At 67.1% G+C, this 16,172-nt stretch carries 18 protein-coding genes; 10 read left to right on the top strand and 8 right to left on the bottom strand.

Going from position 1 to position 16,172, the window contains the following annotated elements:
• Nucleotides 1-55: 55 nt before the first annotated feature.
• Together ACUSIJ_RS27975 and ACUSIJ_RS27970 are read right to left on the bottom strand one after the other, a co-directional pair.
• Nucleotides 56-520 (bottom strand): cupin domain-containing protein, encoded by a 465-nt coding sequence (locus tag ACUSIJ_RS27975; RefSeq protein ID WP_449311704.1) that lies wholly within the window; start codon nucleotides 518-520, stop codon nucleotides 56-58.
• 64 nt (nucleotides 521-584) lie between these two features.
• Nucleotides 585-1,601, bottom strand: coding sequence for an ABC transporter substrate-binding protein (locus ACUSIJ_RS27970; protein ID WP_449311703.1), 1,017 nt, complete (start codon nucleotides 1,599-1,601; stop codon nucleotides 585-587).
• A 344-nt stretch (nucleotides 1,602-1,945) separates the two neighbouring features.
• On the opposite strand from ACUSIJ_RS27970, the gene ACUSIJ_RS27965 reads away from it, so the two are divergent.
• Both ACUSIJ_RS27965 and ACUSIJ_RS27960 read left to right on the top strand, forming a co-directional pair.
• On the top strand, nucleotides 1,946-2,785 hold the full coding sequence (locus ACUSIJ_RS27965) for a sulfite exporter TauE/SafE family protein (protein WP_449311702.1): 840 nt from the start codon (nucleotides 1,946-1,948) through the stop codon (nucleotides 2,783-2,785).
• Nucleotides 2,782-3,459 (top strand): FadR/GntR family transcriptional regulator, encoded by a 678-nt coding sequence (locus ACUSIJ_RS27960; protein ID WP_449311701.1) that lies wholly within the window; start codon nucleotides 2,782-2,784, stop codon nucleotides 3,457-3,459. Before ACUSIJ_RS27965 ends, ACUSIJ_RS27960 begins: the two co-directional genes overlap by 4 nt.
• A gap of 14 nt (nucleotides 3,460-3,473) precedes the next feature.
• Here the strand turns inward: ACUSIJ_RS27960 and ACUSIJ_RS27955 are convergent, their stop codons facing one another.
• Entirely contained in the window at nucleotides 3,474-4,013 is a 540-nt protein-coding gene (locus ACUSIJ_RS27955) for a flavin reductase family protein (protein WP_449311700.1), read from the bottom strand.
• A gap of 106 nt (nucleotides 4,014-4,119) precedes the next feature.
• Here ACUSIJ_RS27955 and ACUSIJ_RS27950 point away from each other — a divergent pair, with 106 nt between their 5' ends.
• From ACUSIJ_RS27950 to ACUSIJ_RS27925, 6 genes are all read left to right on the top strand, one after another.
• On the top strand, nucleotides 4,120-5,040 hold the full coding sequence (locus tag ACUSIJ_RS27950; protein ID WP_449311699.1) for a LysR family transcriptional regulator: 921 nt from the start codon (nucleotides 4,120-4,122) through the stop codon (nucleotides 5,038-5,040).
• Between the two features lie 110 nt (nucleotides 5,041-5,150).
• Nucleotides 5,151-6,260, top strand: coding sequence for an LLM class flavin-dependent oxidoreductase (locus ACUSIJ_RS27945; RefSeq protein ID WP_449311698.1), 1,110 nt, complete (start codon nucleotides 5,151-5,153; stop codon nucleotides 6,258-6,260).
• Nucleotides 6,257-7,075 (top strand): alpha/beta fold hydrolase, encoded by an 819-nt coding sequence (locus ACUSIJ_RS27940; RefSeq protein ID WP_449311697.1) that lies wholly within the window; start codon nucleotides 6,257-6,259, stop codon nucleotides 7,073-7,075. The genes ACUSIJ_RS27945 and ACUSIJ_RS27940 overlap by 4 nt, the downstream gene beginning before the upstream one ends.
• Nucleotides 7,072-7,986, top strand: coding sequence for an NAD(P)-dependent oxidoreductase (locus ACUSIJ_RS27935; protein WP_449311696.1), 915 nt, complete (start codon nucleotides 7,072-7,074; stop codon nucleotides 7,984-7,986). The genes ACUSIJ_RS27940 and ACUSIJ_RS27935 overlap by 4 nt, the downstream gene beginning before the upstream one ends.
• Entirely contained in the window at nucleotides 7,983-8,423 is a 441-nt protein-coding gene (locus tag ACUSIJ_RS27930; RefSeq protein WP_449311695.1) for a GlcG/HbpS family heme-binding protein, read from the top strand. Before ACUSIJ_RS27935 ends, ACUSIJ_RS27930 begins: the two co-directional genes overlap by 4 nt.
• Nucleotides 8,420-9,151: an SDR family NAD(P)-dependent oxidoreductase gene (locus tag ACUSIJ_RS27925; protein WP_449311694.1), complete on the top strand. Its 732-nt coding sequence runs from the start codon at nucleotides 8,420-8,422 to the stop codon at nucleotides 9,149-9,151. Before ACUSIJ_RS27930 ends, ACUSIJ_RS27925 begins: the two co-directional genes overlap by 4 nt.
• Before the next feature lie 3 nt (nucleotides 9,152-9,154).
• Here the strand turns inward: ACUSIJ_RS27925 and ACUSIJ_RS27920 are convergent, their stop codons facing one another.
• Genes ACUSIJ_RS27920 through ACUSIJ_RS27910 form a run of 3 tightly spaced genes read right to left on the bottom strand, consistent with a single transcriptional unit; the run spans nucleotide 9,155 to nucleotide 11,602 of the window.
• On the bottom strand, nucleotides 9,155-9,856 hold the full coding sequence (locus ACUSIJ_RS27920) for a TetR/AcrR family transcriptional regulator (RefSeq protein ID WP_449311693.1): 702 nt from the start codon (nucleotides 9,854-9,856) through the stop codon (nucleotides 9,155-9,157).
• Between the two features lie 29 nt (nucleotides 9,857-9,885).
• Nucleotides 9,886-11,127, bottom strand: coding sequence for an acyl-CoA dehydrogenase family protein (locus ACUSIJ_RS27915; protein WP_449311692.1), 1,242 nt, complete (start codon nucleotides 11,125-11,127; stop codon nucleotides 9,886-9,888).
• A gap of 7 nt (nucleotides 11,128-11,134) precedes the next feature.
• Nucleotides 11,135-11,602, bottom strand: coding sequence for a VOC family protein (locus ACUSIJ_RS27910; protein WP_449311691.1), 468 nt, complete (start codon nucleotides 11,600-11,602; stop codon nucleotides 11,135-11,137).
• Between the two features lie 258 nt (nucleotides 11,603-11,860).
• Between ACUSIJ_RS27910 and hisD the strand changes: the two genes are divergently transcribed.
• Nucleotides 11,861-13,168 carry a histidinol dehydrogenase gene (gene hisD, locus ACUSIJ_RS27905; RefSeq protein ID WP_449311690.1) on the top strand — a complete coding sequence of 436 codons (1,308 nt, stop codon included), beginning with the start codon at nucleotides 11,861-11,863 and terminating at the stop codon, nucleotides 13,166-13,168.
• A gap of 26 nt (nucleotides 13,169-13,194) precedes the next feature.
• On the top strand, nucleotides 13,195-14,214 hold the full coding sequence (locus tag ACUSIJ_RS27900; protein WP_449311689.1) for a Gfo/Idh/MocA family protein: 1,020 nt from the start codon (nucleotides 13,195-13,197) through the stop codon (nucleotides 14,212-14,214).
• 129 nt (nucleotides 14,215-14,343) lie between these two features.
• On the opposite strand, the gene ACUSIJ_RS27895 is transcribed toward ACUSIJ_RS27900, so the two are convergent.
• Together ACUSIJ_RS27895 and ACUSIJ_RS27890 are read right to left on the bottom strand one after the other, a co-directional pair.
• The gene (locus ACUSIJ_RS27895) at nucleotides 14,344-15,099 is read right to left on the bottom strand and encodes an SDR family oxidoreductase (protein WP_449311688.1); all 756 of its coding nucleotides are present in this window, start codon (nucleotides 15,097-15,099) and stop codon (nucleotides 14,344-14,346) included.
• Nucleotides 15,096-16,172 (bottom strand): Gfo/Idh/MocA family protein (locus ACUSIJ_RS27890; protein ID WP_449311687.1); only part of this gene is annotated, 1,077 nt, incomplete at its 5' end. The genes ACUSIJ_RS27895 and ACUSIJ_RS27890, both read right to left, overlap by 4 nt.

Below are 16,172 nucleotides of genomic sequence, written 5' to 3'. Positions count from 1 at the left end.
GCGCCGCCGTTCTCGCCCCGGCCGGACATTGTCTCGCCGGTCAGCTTCTCACCGGTCACCCTTTGGGCGCGAAGCCCTCGTCGTAATGGGGGCCGGACGTCGTTCCGTCGGCGGCCGTGCCGACGATGCCGTGGGACAGGTCCTTCACGACGAAGAACACGACGTCCTCGTCGGGCAGCGCCACCGTGGCGTGAACCTTGTTCGGCGGGAAATAGAGGAGCGTGCCGGGGCCGACGATCCGTTCCTCCTCGCCCTCGATATGGACACGCAGCCGGCCCTTCACGACATAGTTCCACTGCTCGTTGGGGTGCGAATGGGGCCGGGCGCCGGTTCCGCGCGCCTTGTTCATCAGGCCGACCTGCGTGCGCTCACCCTCGACGACCGAGCCGAACGCGGTCGAGTAGCCCTTGCCGGCATCGATCTTGTCGAGCTCCGCGAACTGAAAGATGTACCCCTGGGCGCCGGCCTTCGTCGCCCCTGCGTTCTTGGTCTGCGGCGTTGCTTCTGCGGTATCGCTCATCGGATGGTTCTCCCGGTTAAACTGCTGATGGGGATCGTTTTCGTGTTTCGACCACGCGGGGCAGTCACTGCGCGTCGCTTTCGATGCGCCGCTTGGCCTCCTCGACGAAGCTCAGATCGACGTAGTCGGGCGCGACGGTGATGCCGGTGGGCGCCAGGCCGAGGTCCACCGCGAGATCGATGCTCTCCTGCAACGTCTCGATATTGGGGAACATGAAGGGGTCGCGGTAATAGTCGTCGTTCGTGAAGAGGTGAGAGAGGGTATCGGGCGCCTGCTGCATGAAGTTCGCGACGATGGCGACGGCCTCCTCGCGGTTGGCGGGATCGGTGAACCAGCGGACCGCCCGGACATGGTCCTCGAAGAAGTCGAGGAGCTTTTCCCGGTTCTTCTCCAGAAAGTCCGCCCTGGCCGCCAGGAACACGAGCTGCGACGGCCCGATCGCCTCCTTCGACGTGAACAGAACCTTGTAGTTGCCGCTGTCGCGCATCTGGCGCGACATGGGCTGCAGCACGGTGCCGAGGTCGATCTTGTCCTCATCCAGCATCGCCGGGATGTTGGGGAAGGCCACCTCCACCATCGTGTAATCGCGCTTGTCCTGCATGCCGTGCTTGCGGAACATGGCGCGGATCGCCGTGTCGGAGGCGGAACCGATGGCGTTCGTGCCCACGCGCTTGCCCTTCATGTCCTCGATCTTCTCGATGCCGGAATCGGCGCGGACCATGAAGGTCTCCGAATGGCGGCCCTCGACGCCGTCCTGGATGATGTCGGCGACGACCTTCACGTCCTGCCGGGCGTTGTTCACGGCGAGCGCCAGGACGAGCGCGCCGAAGGCGCCCATGTCGATCTCGCCGGCCGCCATCGCACTGATCTGCGGTGAGCTGCCCCGGAAGCGGATCGGCTCCACCGTGTAGCTCGTGCCGTAGTGTTTCAGAATGTCCGGCTTCGAATACAGCACGGGGATAAGGTGCCCGGGCATGGTCGACCAGCCGATCCTGATATTGACCGGCTGGGCATGCGCGACAGCCGACCAACCAATGAGCGCGGCAAGCGCCGCGAACGAAAGACGCATTAGACGATGCATGATGTTTCTCCTCCCCGGGGCGACGCGGTCGATCAGGTCAGGATCATGAGATCTGCCCGGACCATTATTTTATTGGTTCGATATCGTGTAGCCCATTTATCGATAGATAATTCACGCTTGGAGAAGGCTGTCAACAATAAAAAGGCCGCGACTTTCGGTGGGTGGGCAATTTTGTTCTTTTCGGAAGCGGCCGGATTTTGATGATCCTCGCGGGTTCTTTGCCCCCGACAGCCCGGCTTTCCCGGCATACAAGCCTGAGCGGGACGATTTTTCAGTGGATTGGACCGAACCAATATGCTGAATATCACGATATTGATTCGGAGCCTTCCTGAAGGATCGGGTGCATGGGAATTTTCGAGAGCGACGCAGGCACGCTGCTGATCTTCTTCGCCGGCATCGTCGGCGCGGGGATCGTCGGCGGCCTGCTGGCCGGTTTGCTTGGCGTCGGCGGCGGCATTATCATCGTCCCGGTTCTGTACAATCTCCTCGCCTCGCTCGGCGTTGATGAGGGGGTGCGCATGAAGGTTGCGGTAGCGACGTCCCTGTCGACGATCATCGCCACGTCGGCGATCTCGGTCAGCAGCCACTACAAGCGGGACGCGATAGACGTGCCGCTGCTCAAGAGCTGGGGCGTGCCCATCTTCGCCGGCGTGGTGCTCGGCACCCTTCTCGGCGGCTACGCCGACGGGCGCATTCTGACCGCGGTGTTCGCCACGGTCGCTCTCGCCGTGTCGGCGCGCATGTTCCTTCACGATGAGGGCACCAAGGTGAGCGACGGTTTCCCGAACGCCGTCGTCAAGGGCGCTTCCGGCGTTTTCATCGGTTCGATCTCGGCCCTGATGGGCATCGGCGGCGGCACGCTCAGCGTTCCCATCCTCACCGCCTATGGCTTCGATATTCGCCGCGCCGTGGGCACCGCCTCCGCCATCGGCTTCATCATCGCCATTCCGGGCACGATCGGCTACGTCCTGTCGGGAATGGGCGTCAGCGATCTGCCGCCCTTTTCCTTCGGCTATCTGAACCTGGCCGCCGCGCTCGCCCTGGTGCCGCTGACCACGGCCTTTGCGCCCACCGGCGCGCGGATCGCCCACTCGATCCCGCGCCGGAGGCTGCAACTGTGCTTCGCGATCTTCCTCGGCATGACCGCGGCACGCATGTTCTATGACCTGTATCAGTCGCTATGAGCAAGAGAGACAGCAACACAGAAACCCTGATGGCGCGCCTGCGCGAGGCCGTGACGAACGGTGACGAGGCACTCGTGCGCGGCGGGCAGCTCCCCACCGAGCGTCAGCTGATGGCGATGTTCGGCCTCGCGCGCCGTTCCGTGCGCAGCGCGCTCGACGTGCTTCAGTCCGAAGGCCTCATCTATCGCCGGCAGGGGCAGGGCACGTTCATCTGGCCGACGAATGCCAATGCGTCGCGCGTCAGCAACCTGTCGAACCAGACGAGCCCGGCCGAGATCATGGAGGTGAGGCGGGAGATCGAGCCGACGCTGGCGCGGCTTTCGGCCATGCGCGCGACGCCCTCCGACATCGACCAGATGCGGCGTCTGGCCGAGCGGGGCGGGGAGGCGAAGACCAGCCTGGATTACGAGCGCTGGGACAGCGCCCTCCATTCCAAGATCGCCGAAAGCATCCGCAACGGCCTGTTCCAGGGTCTGTTCCAGCTGATCCAGGCCGTCCGCGTCGAGCAGAAATGGACGGGCTTGCGCGCGCAGACGTTCAAGGAGAGCCTGCGCGACGAGCTCGTGGCGCAGCATCTCGTCATCGTCGACGCCATCGCCGAGCGCGATCCGGAGGCGGCTGACCGCGCCATGCGCGATCATCTCGAGGCGGTCTCGCGCATCATCGGAACGTGAGGAGCGGGCGCGTGTCAGCCGTCGAGCACGAGATCCTGTGCGACGCCGCAGAAGCGTCCGCCATGGAAGACCAGGGGCAGACCGTCGTAGCCGTCCATGCGCAGGATCTCCCCGACGATGATCTCATGGTCCCCGCCGGGGTAGCGATAGGCGGTGCGGCATTCGATATGCGCGATCGCTCCGCGGATGAGCGGCGGGCCGTACAGGCCGGCATCGACCGCAACGCCGTGGAACTTGTCCGCGGACGGGCGCGCGAAGCGCAGCGCTATGTCGCGCTGGTCGGCCGCGAGGATATTGACCGCGAAGTGCCCGCTGTCGCGGAACAGCGGCAGGCTGGGCGCCTTGAGCGCGAGGCTCCACAGGATGAGCGGCGGCTCCATCGACACGGTGTTGAACGAATTGGCTGTCACCCCCGCGCGCCTCCCGTCCGGCACGGCGGTGGTCATCACCGTCACGCCGGTCGTAAAACGCCCCAGTACCGAACGGTAGCGCCCGGCATCGATGCCGGCGAACTGGCGCGCTTTGGGCTCTGCTGCCGTGCTGGCGACGTTCATGGTCGGCTTCCCTGACGACGATCATGGTTCCAGAGATAGGGTATTGGCTTGCTTCGTTCAGTGGTAACGATAATATTTTGACATTGCTATCAGGTTTCATGATTGCATGAATCTACGCCAGCTCATCGCCTTCGTCGGCGTCTACGAGGAGGGCTCCTTCAACAAGGCGGCCCAGAAGCTCAACGCCACCCAGTCGGGCCTGTCGATGCAGATCCAGAATCTGGAGCAGTCGACCGGCGTGATCCTGTTCGACCGGTCCGTCCGGGGCGTCGTGCCGACACTGGCCGGCCGCAGGCTCTACAGCCGCGCCGTCGGGATCCTGCGCGACATGGAGGCCGCGCGGGAGGAACTGAAGGCGATGGCCGGCGCGGTGAGCGGTGCGATCCATGTCGGCCTCATGCCGACCTTCACGCGCGGCATACTGGCTCCCGTCCTCGCCGGCTTCCTGCGGGAGTTCCCGCATGTCGAGATGCAGGTCGTGGAAGCCTACAGCGCGGCCCTGATGGACGATGTCGCGGCCGAGCGGCTCGATTTCGCCATCGTGCCGCGCTCGGACTATCCGGAGGGGCTGCGCGGCCGCTATTTCGGCACCGAGCAGGAGATGCTGGCGGCCTCGCCCGCGCACGGGCTGCGCCATCTCGAACCGGCGGATTTCGCCACCCTGCCGCCGCTGAAACTGGTGCTGCCCGCGCGCGGCAACGCGCGCCGCGAGCGCTGTGAGGAATACGTCGCTCTCCACGGCCTGCGCGTCGAGCGGATCCTCGACATGGACGCGATGATCGCGACGCTGGAATTCGTCGCCTATTCGGACTGGATGACCATTCTGCCCGCCACGATCTGCCTGCGGGATATCGGCGGGGCCGAGCGGACGCTGCATCCCATTCTCGATCCGCCCCTGACGGTCGACTACATGACCATCGAGCCCGCCAAGCGGCCGCTGCCGCCCGCGGCGAGTCTGTTCCTGCAGCGGCTCGAACAGGAATACCAGCGCGGCCGGGAGCTTTGGGCGCATGCGCTCGCGGAATGATCGTCCTATCAGCCAATCGTATTGCCGATATCAGAACTTATCGTTTCTCCTGAATGGCGCGCGTTGGCTAGTCTTTCCGGAAGGAAGTAGGGAAAGACGGAGGGAACTGCATGCAGCTCGGCTTTTTCACGATGCCGATCCATCCGCTCGGGCGCGACTGGTCCGAAACCCTTCGTGAGGATCAGGAGGCCTTCATTCTCGCCGACGCGCTGGGGTTTTCCGAAGCCTACGTGGGCGAGCACGTGACCGACCTCGCGGAAAACATCACCTCCTCCATGCTGTTTCTGGCCACGCTGGCGGAGCGCGTGAAGCGGATGCGGCTCGGCACCGGCACGGTGAACCTGCCGAACACCCATCCCGCCGCCGTCGCCGGCCAGATCGCCATGCTGGACCATCTCCTGGAGGGGCGGCTGAATTTCGGCATCAGCCCCGGCGGGCTGTTGTCGGATTCGGAAATATTCGGCGTTCTCGACAACGACCGCAACGCGATGTTCCTCGAGTCGATCAACATGGTCCTGGACATCTGGGCCGGCGAAGCGCCCTATAACCTCAAGGGCCAGTTCTGGAGCGTCACGACCGAACGCACGCATCTGCCGCAGATCGGGCAGGGGATCATCGGCAAGCCCCTGCAGCGGCCGCATCCGCCGATCGTCGTGACGGCCGTCGCGCCGTTCTCGAAGGGGGTGACGGCCGCCGCCGCGCGCGGCTGGGACCCGATCTCGGCCAACTTCCTGATGCCGAAATGGGTGGCGACGCACAGGGACAGCTACGTCGAGGGATGCCGACAGGGCGGACGCGCGGCCGATCTCGGCAACTGGCGCGTGGCCAAGAGCGTCTTCGTGGCCGAGGACGAGGCGACCGCGCGCCGCTATGCCCGCGATCCCGACAGCCCCTATGTCTTCTATTACCGGCAGTTGCTCACCAAGCTGGTCAAGAACGGCCGTGCCAACCTGTTCAAGGAAGACCAGTCGATGCCGGATGAGGCCGTGACGCTCGATTACGTCCTCGACCGGCTGGTGATCCACGGCACGCCGTCGTCCGTCGCCGATCAGATCCTGGCCTTCCGCGAGACCGTCGGCCCGTTCGGCACGCTGCTCTATGCGGGGCATGACTGGAAGGACCCGGCGCTGGGCCGCGGCTCCATGCGGCTGATGGCGGAAAAGGTGATGCCGCTGGTCAACGCGGCCGTCGGCGAGGACAGGGAGCAGGCAGCGGAATGACGACGCAGCAATACGTGACGGTTCCGGGCGCGAGGCTCGCAACCTATGTCGATGGTGAGGACGGCCTGCCGTGGCTGATCCTCTCCAATTCCCTCGCGGCGGACGCGACCATGTGGGACGACCAGATCGGGTTTCTCACGAGGACCCACCGCGTCATCCGCTACGACGCGCGCGGCCACGGCGGCAGCGACGCGCCGGCCGGTCCCTATGACTTCGGCATGCTCGTCGCCGACATGGTCGCTGTCCTCGATCACTACGGCGCGGAGCGCGCCGACGTGATGGGGCTGTCCCTCGGCGGCATGACGGCGCTGGGGCTCGGCCTCGACCATCCCGGGCGCGTCGGCACGCTGACCGTCTGCGACGCGCGGGCGGACGCGCCGCCACCGTTCGTCGAATCGTGGAACCAGCGTATCGCCGCCATCGAGGCCGGCGGCATGGAGGCCGTCGTGACGGGGACGCTCGAACGCTGGTTCACGCCCCGATGCAAGGAAAGCCGGCCGGAGGCCATCAGCCGCGCCGCGGCGATGATCCGCGCAACGCAGGCACAGGGCTACATCGGCTGCGCGCACGCGCTCAAGCGCCTCGACTACCTGCGCCGGCTCGGAGACCTCGCCGCCCCGGTGCTCTATGTCGTCGGTGCCGAGGACGCCGGCGCGCCGAAGGAAGCGATGGAGGCCATGGCCGCCGCCACGCCCAACGGGCGCCTGCTGGTGCTGCCCGGTCTCGCGCACGTCCCCAACATGGAGGATCCGGCCGCGTTCGAAGCGGGCGTTGCGGCGTGGATCGGAGACCCGGCACACGGGAGGGCGTCATGAGCGCGCCAGGCCCGTTGCCGCGGGTCGGCATCGTCGGTCTCGGCATCATGGGGCTGGCCTATGCCCGAAATCTGCTGAAGGCGGGGTATGGCGTCGCCGGCTACGACGTATCGGCGGAAGCGGAGGACGCGTTCCGCGCCGCGGGGGGCTCTCCCAGCGCCTCGCCGGCGGCGCTGGCGGACGGGTGCGACGTCATCCTCGTCGCGCTTGCATCCGTCCCGGCGCTCGATGCCGCTGCGCTGGGGGAAGACGGCCTATGCGCCGGCCTTCGGCCCGGTACGGTGGTCTGCGAGATGGGAACGCTGCCGCTGACTGCGAAGGAGCGGGTCCGCGCTGCGCTCGAAGCCATCGGTGCGGCGGTGCTCGACTGCCCCGTGAGCGGGACCGGGGCGCAGGCCGCGACGGGAGATCTCGTCATCTACGCCAGCGGCGACGAGGCGAACGTCGAGCGCGCGCGACCGGTGTTTGACGCCTTTGCGCGCCGGACGCTCTACGTCGGTCCCTTCGGCGCCGGCATCAAGCTCAAGTACGTCGCCAACCTGCTCGTGACCGTGCATAATCTTGCCGCCGCCGAGGCCCTGCTTCTGGCGCAGCGCTCCGGCCTCGACCTCGGGATGGTGTATGAGGCGGTCGCCTCCGGCGCCGGCACGTCCCGCATGTTCGAGGTGCGCGGACCGATGATGATCGATGGGCGCTACGAGCCGGCGACCATGAAGATGGACGTCTACATGAAGGACCTGTCGCTGATCCTCGACCACGCGCGCGACGTGCGCTGCCCCACGCCGCTGATGTCGGCCAGCCTGCCGTACTACGTCGCCGCGCTGGCCGAAGGCCGCGACAAGCAGGATACCGCGGCACTCTTCGCGGTGCTTCAACAACTCGCCGGCGATACGGGAGGTACACAACAATGAGCGCATTGAATCTCGCAGCGGCCGACGCGATCGCGGATGGCGTGCTCAAGGCCGGCAGGGACCGCGGCGTGCAGCCGCTGACGGTGGCGGTGCTGGACGGAGGCGGGCATGTCGTCGTGCTGAAGCGCGGCGACGGCAGCGGCATCCTGCGCTGCGAGATCGCCTACGGCAAGGCGTGGGGCGCGCTGGGCATGGGCCTGCCGACCCGTGTCCTGTCCGAACGCGCGGCTGTGTCGCCGGCTTTCTTCACCGCGATCGCCAGCGCCTCGCAGGGGCGCATCATCCCGGTGCCCGGAGGTGTGCTGCTGCGTGACGGCAGCGGGGTTCTGGTCGGCGCGGTCGGAGTCAGCGGGGATACGTCGAATGTCGACGAGGAATGCGCTGTGGCGGGCATCGAGGCTGCCGGCTTCGCGGCCGACACCGGGGGCGGGGCATGAGGATCTCCCTCGACGGCAAGACGGCGCTGGTGACCGGCGCCGGGCGCGGAATCGGCCGCGCCATCGCGCTCGCGCTTGCCGGAGCCGGCGCGCGGGTGATCGCGGTGGCGCGCACCGCGAGCGACCTCGACAGCCTGCAGGACGAAGGCGGCGGGCTGATAGACCCCATGGTCGCGGACGTGCTCGACCCGGCGTTCTATGCGCGGATCGAGGCGCTGGAGAACCTCGACATTCTCGTGAACAATGCCGGCGGCAACAAACCGATGCCGATGATCGAGGTCGACGACGAAACCCTCGACGCGCTTCTCGCCCTCAACATCCGCTCGGTCTACAAGGTCGCCCAGGCCGCGGCCCGCGTCATGGTTGCGCGCGGCGAGGGCGTCATCGTCAACATGTCGTCGCAGATGGGCCGCGTCGGTTCGCCGCGCAGAACGGTGTACTGCCTCTCCAAGCATGCCGTCGAAGGCCTCACGAAGGCAATGGCGGTGGAGCTGGCGCCGTCGGGCGTGCGGGTCGTGTCGGTGGCGCCGACCTTCGTGGAGACGCCGATGACCAGGCCGATGTTCGCCGATCCCGCGTTCTCGCGGTTCGTCTTCGACCGCATTCCCCTGGGGCGGCTTGCGACGACGCAGGACGTCGCGGCGGCGGTCGTCTTCCTCGCTTCGCCGGCGGCCGGTCTGATCACGGGCGAGAGCCTTGCGATCGACGGCGGCTGGACGGCACAATAAACCTCAGCCGCTCTTGCCGGAGATGGACCGGAATACCTCCGGCGCCCCGATGAGAAAGGTATCAAGGGCGTTGGCGATCATCTGCGACTTGCCGACCGGACAATGGAAGCCATAGACGATCTTGCGCACACCATAATAGAAGATGCCGCCGTGGAGCGTCCAGAAGAGCTCGATCTCGGCCGGGTGGATGTCGCCGTCCTCCGGCTGGCCGAGCTCGTGGCGCAGCCCGCGCGCGATGGGCAGCAGGATGGAGTTCTCGACGTTGCGGACGTATCGGCTGTTGATATCGATGCCCCTGAGACCGGCGAACATGTAGATGCGCAGCCATTCCGGCGTGAATATCGTATCCGTATAGTCCTCGTAGAAGTTCTGCAGCCTTTCCCTGAAAGGGATTTCGCGGCTGTTCAGCATGTCCTCCCAGCCCGGTTTCCAGCGGGCAAGGTAGATCTCCTTGTAGACGGCGGCGATGAGGTCTTCCTTTGAGGGGAAATAACGGTAGAGCAGGGGCTGCGTGACATTCAGGCGCTGGGCCAGTTCCCGCGTGCCGGCGTCGAAGCCGACCTCGGAGAAGAGTTCGACGGCCGTCCGGATGAATTCCTTGTAGCGCTCCTCCGGCTTGATGCGGGTCCGGGGCTTGCGAGCGGGGTTTGGCTCTTCCGTCACCGCAGCCGAAAGAGCTGCGGCCTGTGTGGTCTTTCGCGCCATTTGTGTTCCGTGTTCCGTCTACCGTTTCGTCACAGAGTGGGATTGTCCGTTTCGAGGCCGAGAGCGACTCGCCCGAAAGCGGCGGTCGCGGCATCCATGCTAAACGCGATATGGGCCGCGATTCCATGCGCATCCCGGAATCGGCGCTGGATCGGATTGGAGAGATAGAGCGCCGCCGCGCCGCTCGCCGTCGTCAATCCATCCACGACTTCGGTGCACAGGCAGGTTGCATAGGCGAGGTCACGCCGATAGGCAAGCTTCGTAGCGAGATCCTCGACCTTCCCGGCTTCGGCGTTCTGCGTCGCCGTGTCGCAGACGTCGAGCATCGTCCGGCGCGCCGCGGCGAGCTTCGCCCCTGCCGTGCCGATGCGGATATGGCTGCTCTGCATCTCCGCGAGGCGCGCGCCGGAATAGCTCGCCGCGCGCGTCGCCGTCGTCTCCACATAGCCGTCATACGTCGCTTCGGCGTTGCCGAGACCGACACCGGAGAGGATGGCCGGGAACAGCGCGAAGACCGGCAGCCGGTAGAGCGGGGCGGGGTGGACCTCCGAACCCGGCGTCGGGCCGCCTTTCAGGTTCTCGACCGAAACCGCCATCTCCTGCGGCACGAACACCTCCTCCAGCACCACGTCCCTGGAGCCCGTGCCCTTCAGGCCCATCGTATGCCACGTGTCGACGATCGCGTATTGCGAGCGGTGGACGAGAAGCACGAGATAATCGGGCGCCTCGCCGTCCTCGCGCAGGATCGCGGCCAGCATGTTCCATTCGGACGGATCGACGCCCGAGGAAAAAGGCCATCGTCCCGACAGGAGATAGCCCCCCGGCGCGCGCTTCACCCGCCCGGCGGGAAAGACGAAGGATGACGCGATGAGGACATCGGGATTCTCCTTCCACAGCCTGTCCTGCGCCGCGCGGGGAAACATCGCCAGCATCCAGTGGTGGCTGGCGAGATTGGTCAGGTTCCAGGCGGTCGACGCGCAGCCGCGCGCCAGGATCGCGCCGATGGTGACCAGCGAGCGGTAGGGACACTGCGAGCCGCCGACCGCCGCGGGCTGCAGCATCCGGTAGAGGCCGGTCGCGTGCAGGTCCGCTTCATTGTCCGGCGGCAGGCGCCGCAGCTCCTCCGCCTCGGTGGACCGGGCGGCGAGAACCGGCACGAGTTCTTCCGCCCGCCCGATCAGCGTCGCGTAGCCGGGCGCGGCGACAGGGGGGCGGCGCTCGCCCCCCGGCTCGCTCGAGGTCGTCGACGTGGGTATCGTCTGGGGGGTCATCTGGGGATCATCCGCCATGATAGAGGGTGGCGCGAAGGTTGTCACCGCGCTGCTCGTGCCGCTCCGACAGGGGCCGCCACTCTTTGATGCGCTTGCGGTCGAGGCTTCCGGCATCGGGCCAGGTCACCTCCACGAGGTTGCCGGCGGGATCGCGCAGATACATCTGCACGGAGCCGTCGGGCAATTCGTTCACGGCGTTGCCGAACGCCTCGCCATCGAGGATGCCGATGGCGCTGGCCTTGTCATAGACTGCCATGAAGTCGTCCACGTCGAGGGCGAAATGCTGGTGGCGCGTCCGCGCCTCCGGCAGCTCGAAGACGTGAATCTGCTGCGCGCCGCAGCGCAGATACTGGGTCCGGAACCCGAAATTGTATGTCGGGATCGGCTCCAGTCCGAAAAATTCGCGGTAGAAACGAACGCTCTCCTCCAGATTCATCGCCGGGATGGAGAGGTGGTTGATACCCTTTGCCGCCATGGCGTCCTCCCTGTTATTATCGACCGATAAATAATAGTATGTCACGTGTCTGACAACAGAAAAGTTGCCTTGACTTCCCCCGGCTCTTGTTTTTCACTCGATAAACAAGAAAGCCTTGGTCGAGACCGCCCCGAGGCAGTGCGGGAAGCTGCCCGATGGTGCGGCGGTTGCGATCGGCCTTTGTGCAAATCGGCATTCTCGGCGTGACAAGCACTCTCGTGCGCCGGAGTTCGTGCCGTTCGGGAGGAGATAAACAACATGGCGACATACTTGAAGACCGGTGTCGATACGGCTACCCGCGCGGAGGCGGATGCGGGCGTGCGCGCCCGGGTGGAGGAGATCCTGGCGAGTGTGGAGCGGGAGGGGGACGAGGCCGTGCGCCGCCTCTCGCAGGAATTCGACGGCTGGTCGCCCGACCGCTTCCGCCTGACGGAGCAGGAGATCGAGGCCGCGATCAGCAAGGTCTCGGCCCGCGACCTCGAGGACATTCGCTTCGCGCAGGCGCAGGTGCGCCGTTTCGCCCTGGCCCAGCGCGCCGCGATCTCCGATCTCGAAATCGAGACGCTGCCGGGCGTCGTGCTCGGCCATCGCAACATCCCGGTGAACGCCGTGGGCTGCTACGTGCCGGGCGGCAAGTATCCCATGGTAGCGTCGGCGCACATGAGCGTCGTCACCGCCAAGGTCGCGGGCGTGAAGCGGATCGTCGCCTCGGCGCCGCCCTACAGGGGCGCGCCGCACCCCGCCATCGTCGCGGCCATGCATCTGGGCGGAGCGGACGAGATTCTCGTCCTCGGCGGCGTGCAGGCGGTGGCGGCGATGGCCATCGGCACGGCGAGCGTCGCGCCGGTCGACATGCTGGTCGGGCCCGGAAACGCTTTCGTGGCGGAAGCCAAGCGCCAGCTTTTCGGCCGGGTCGGCATCGATCTCTTCGCCGGCCCCACCGAGACGCTGGTGATCGCCGACGACAGCGTCGACGCCGAAATCTGCGCCACGGACCTTCTCGGCCAGGCCGAGCACGGGCCGACCTCGCCGGCGGTTCTGCTGACGACATCCGAGAAGCTCGCGCGCGAGACGCTGACGGAAATCGACCGGCTGCTCGGGATCCTGCCCACGGCGGAGATCGCGCGCAAGGCGTGGGCCGATTTCGGCGAGGTCATCGTCTGCGACAGCGACGAGGAGATGCTGGCCGAGGCCGACCGCATCGCCTCCGAGCACGTGCAGGTGATGACGCGCGACCCCGATTACTTCCTGAACGGCATGACGAACTACGGCGCGCTCTTCCTCGGGCCGCGCACGAACGTCGCCTATGGCGACAAGGTGATCGGCACGAACCACACGCTGCCCACCCGCAAGGCGGCGCGCTACACCGGCGGCCTCTGGGTGGGCAAGTTCCTGAAGACCTGCACCTATCAGAAGGTCCTGACGGACGAGGCGAGCGCCGAGATCGGCGCGGTCTGCTCGCGTCTTTGCATGCTGGAGGGCTTCGTCGGCCACGCCGAGCAGGCCAATGTCCGGGTGCGCCGCTACGGCGGCCGCAACGTCGCCTATGCGACCGCCGCGGAATGACGGCGGGAAAGGGAGGAGGCCGTCATATGCTGAGGGCAGCGGTTGCGGGGCTTGGCTGGTGGGGGCGCACGATCGTCACCCGCATGGAGGAGTCGGAAAAACTGCGCATCGTGGCGGCGGTCGACATCGATCCCGACCGCCACGGCGATTTCGCGGCCCGGCACGGGCTCGCGCTGCATCGCGATTACGGGGCGGTGGTCGGCGATCCCGATATCGACTGCGTGATCCTGTGCACGCCCAACAGCCTGCACACCGGGCAGGTCGCGACGGCGGCGCGGGCGGGCAAGCACGTGTTCTGCGAAAAGCCGCTGGCGCTGACCCGGGCCGAGGCGGCCGCATCCGTCGAGGCATGCCGCGCTGCGGGCGTCCTGCTCGGGATCGGCCACGAGAGGCGGTTCGAGCTGGCGATGAAGGAGTTGCGGCGGCTCGTCCGCGCGGGCGAGCTCGGCACCGTCATGCACGCGGAATCGAACTTCAGCCACGACAAGCTCGTCAACGTGCCGCAGCACGACTGGCGCCGCTCCGCCAAGGAAAGCCCCGCCGCCGGCATGACGGCGATGGGCATTCATCTCAGCGACGCCTACGTCAACCTTTTCGGTCCCGCGAGCGAGGTCTATGCCCTGACGGCCGATCGCGTGCTCAGGTCGGAGAACGGCGACGTGGTGTCGGTTCTGCTGCGCTTCGAGAGCGGCGTCACCGCATACCTCAACGCCATTCTGGCGACGCCGCTCTATCTGCGCTTCGCGGTGTTCGGCTCGAAGGCCTGGGTGGAGTTCCGCAACGAGACCCATCCCGATACGCCGGGACCCGCCACGCTGACGGTCCAGGTGACCGACGAAGCGCCGCGGGTCACGCGCTACGAATGGACCGACAGCGTGCGGGAAAACCTCGATACCTTCGCCGACGCCGTCGGCGGCGCCGGCGACTATCCGTTCACCGACGAGGAGAAGATCGGCAACATCGCCATCCTCGAAGCAATCGCGCGATCGGCGGCGACCGGCCGGCCGGAGCGGGTGCCGGCGGTCCATTCATCCGATCGGGAGTGATCTTTCCCGAAGGCGGCCTCTGCCTTTGGTATCGCGCGCCTATCTCCGTGCCGCCTCGGAGGCCGGCGGGTCCATGCGGAACCCCGCGGCCTCCGCTTTTTTTCAGGTGGGTCGCGGGCAGGGGCCGGATCAGCGCCCGCCTGCGATGTCGATATTGGCGGCCGTCACGTAGGACGCGGCGGGAGACAGCAGCCACACGACCGCTTCGGCGACTTCCTCCGGCTCTCCGGCGCGCTGCATGGGAACGGCCGCGGGCGCCTTCTCCAGCCTGTGCGGCGCGCCGGCAGCGGCGTGCAGCCCGGTGCGGATGATGCCCGGGGAAACCGCGTTGACACGGATGCCCTCCGACGCGACCTCGCGGGCGAGCCCTATCGTCAGGGAGTCGATCGCCCCCTTCGTCGCCGCGTAGTGCACCCATTCTCCGGCGCCGCCGAGCTCGGCCGCCCGCGACGAGACGTTGACGATCGCGCCGCCCGCCCCGCCGTTGCGCGTCGACATGCGGCGCACCGCCTCGCGGCAGCACAGGAACGGCGCGATGACATTGAGCGCGAGGAGATCGGCGAGGACGGCCGCGGGAAGTTCCTCGACGCGGCAGAGCGGGCCGGTGCCGCCGGCATTGTTGACGAGCGCGGCGATGCGTCCGTATTGGTCGATCTCGCCAAACAGCCGGACGATGTCCTGCTCCTCACGCAGATCCGCCTGAAAGCAGCGCGCCTCGCCGCCGCCGTCCACGATCTGCCGGCGGGTCTCGCGCGCCCCTGCTTCGTCCTGTGCGTAGACGATCGCCACGGCGTGGCCGGCGCGGGCTGCGGCCCGCGCGATCGCGGCCCCGATGCCACGCGATCCGCCGGTCACGACGGTGACGGATGGCTTTGCTTCACTCATTGCGTGACCTTTCTCCACGAACGGGTCGTGGCCGAGCCGGCCACCGCCTCGAAGACCGCGGCGCCGTGGATCATCTCGGCATGGGTGATGGGGAAGGGCGCTTCGCCCCGGCAGGCCCGCGCGAAGGCTTCGAGCTCCAGCCGCACGGTGTCGATGCCGGGCAGGTTCCGGTGTTCCGCCGGCTTCGGCGGCGCGCCCGCCGACGGCGGCGCGTCAGGCGCCGGCGTGAAGATCAGGTCGTCGAGCGTGGGCCCGCGGATTTCGATATGTCCCCCGGAGCCGTAGAGGCAGAAGCGATAGAGCGGCGCGGTCGCCGAGATGCAGGAGACGAAGCCCGTCGCCCCGTTCGAGAAGCGCAGGAGCATCGACGTCGTATCCTCGTTGCCGTTGGGTGCCGCCCGGCTGACGCTCTGGCAGCAGACGGCGTCGATCGGCCCGACGATGTCGATCATCGCATCGATCATGTGGATGCCAAGCCCGGCGAGCCCGCCCGCGGGCGATTGGGCCGGATCGAGACGCCACGATTGCGGATTGAGGAACAGGCCGCTTGCCGCCGTCATGGTGCCCTCGCAATGCAGCAGCGTGCCGAGCGCTCCCTCCGCCACCCTGGCCCGGACCGCCGCCATGTGCGGATGGAAGCGGCGATTGTGCCCGAGCCCGAGGACGACGCCGTTCGCCTGCACGGCAGCCACCGCGCGTTCCGCGCTCTCCCTGTCGAGCGTGAAGGGTTTTTCGACGAAGACGTGCCGTCCCGCCTCGGCCACCTGAACGATCTGTCTCGCATGGTCGCGGTGAGGGGTGGCGAGAACCACCGCCTCCACCTCGCCATGCCGCAAGAGAGCATCGAGGTCGTCGAGGAGGGCGATGCCCGCCTCGGCGGCGAAGTCCTCGGCCAGCGCCCGGCGCCCCGTCGCGCCCGCCACGAACCCGAGATCGTCGCTACGGCCCTGGACCGAGCGCACCAGCGTGCGCCCCCACCAGCCAAGGCCCGCGATAGCCGCTTTGAGCATCATCTTTCTCCCGGCGGAAGCGCCTACTTGATGGCCTGCGGATTGATCGGCGAGCCGGTGCCA

This window comes from Pseudochelatococcus sp. B33 (genome assembly GCF_053570585.1).
The sequence above is the reverse complement of the archived record's forward strand: the minus strand, read 5'-3'. Positions and strand labels throughout refer to the sequence as shown.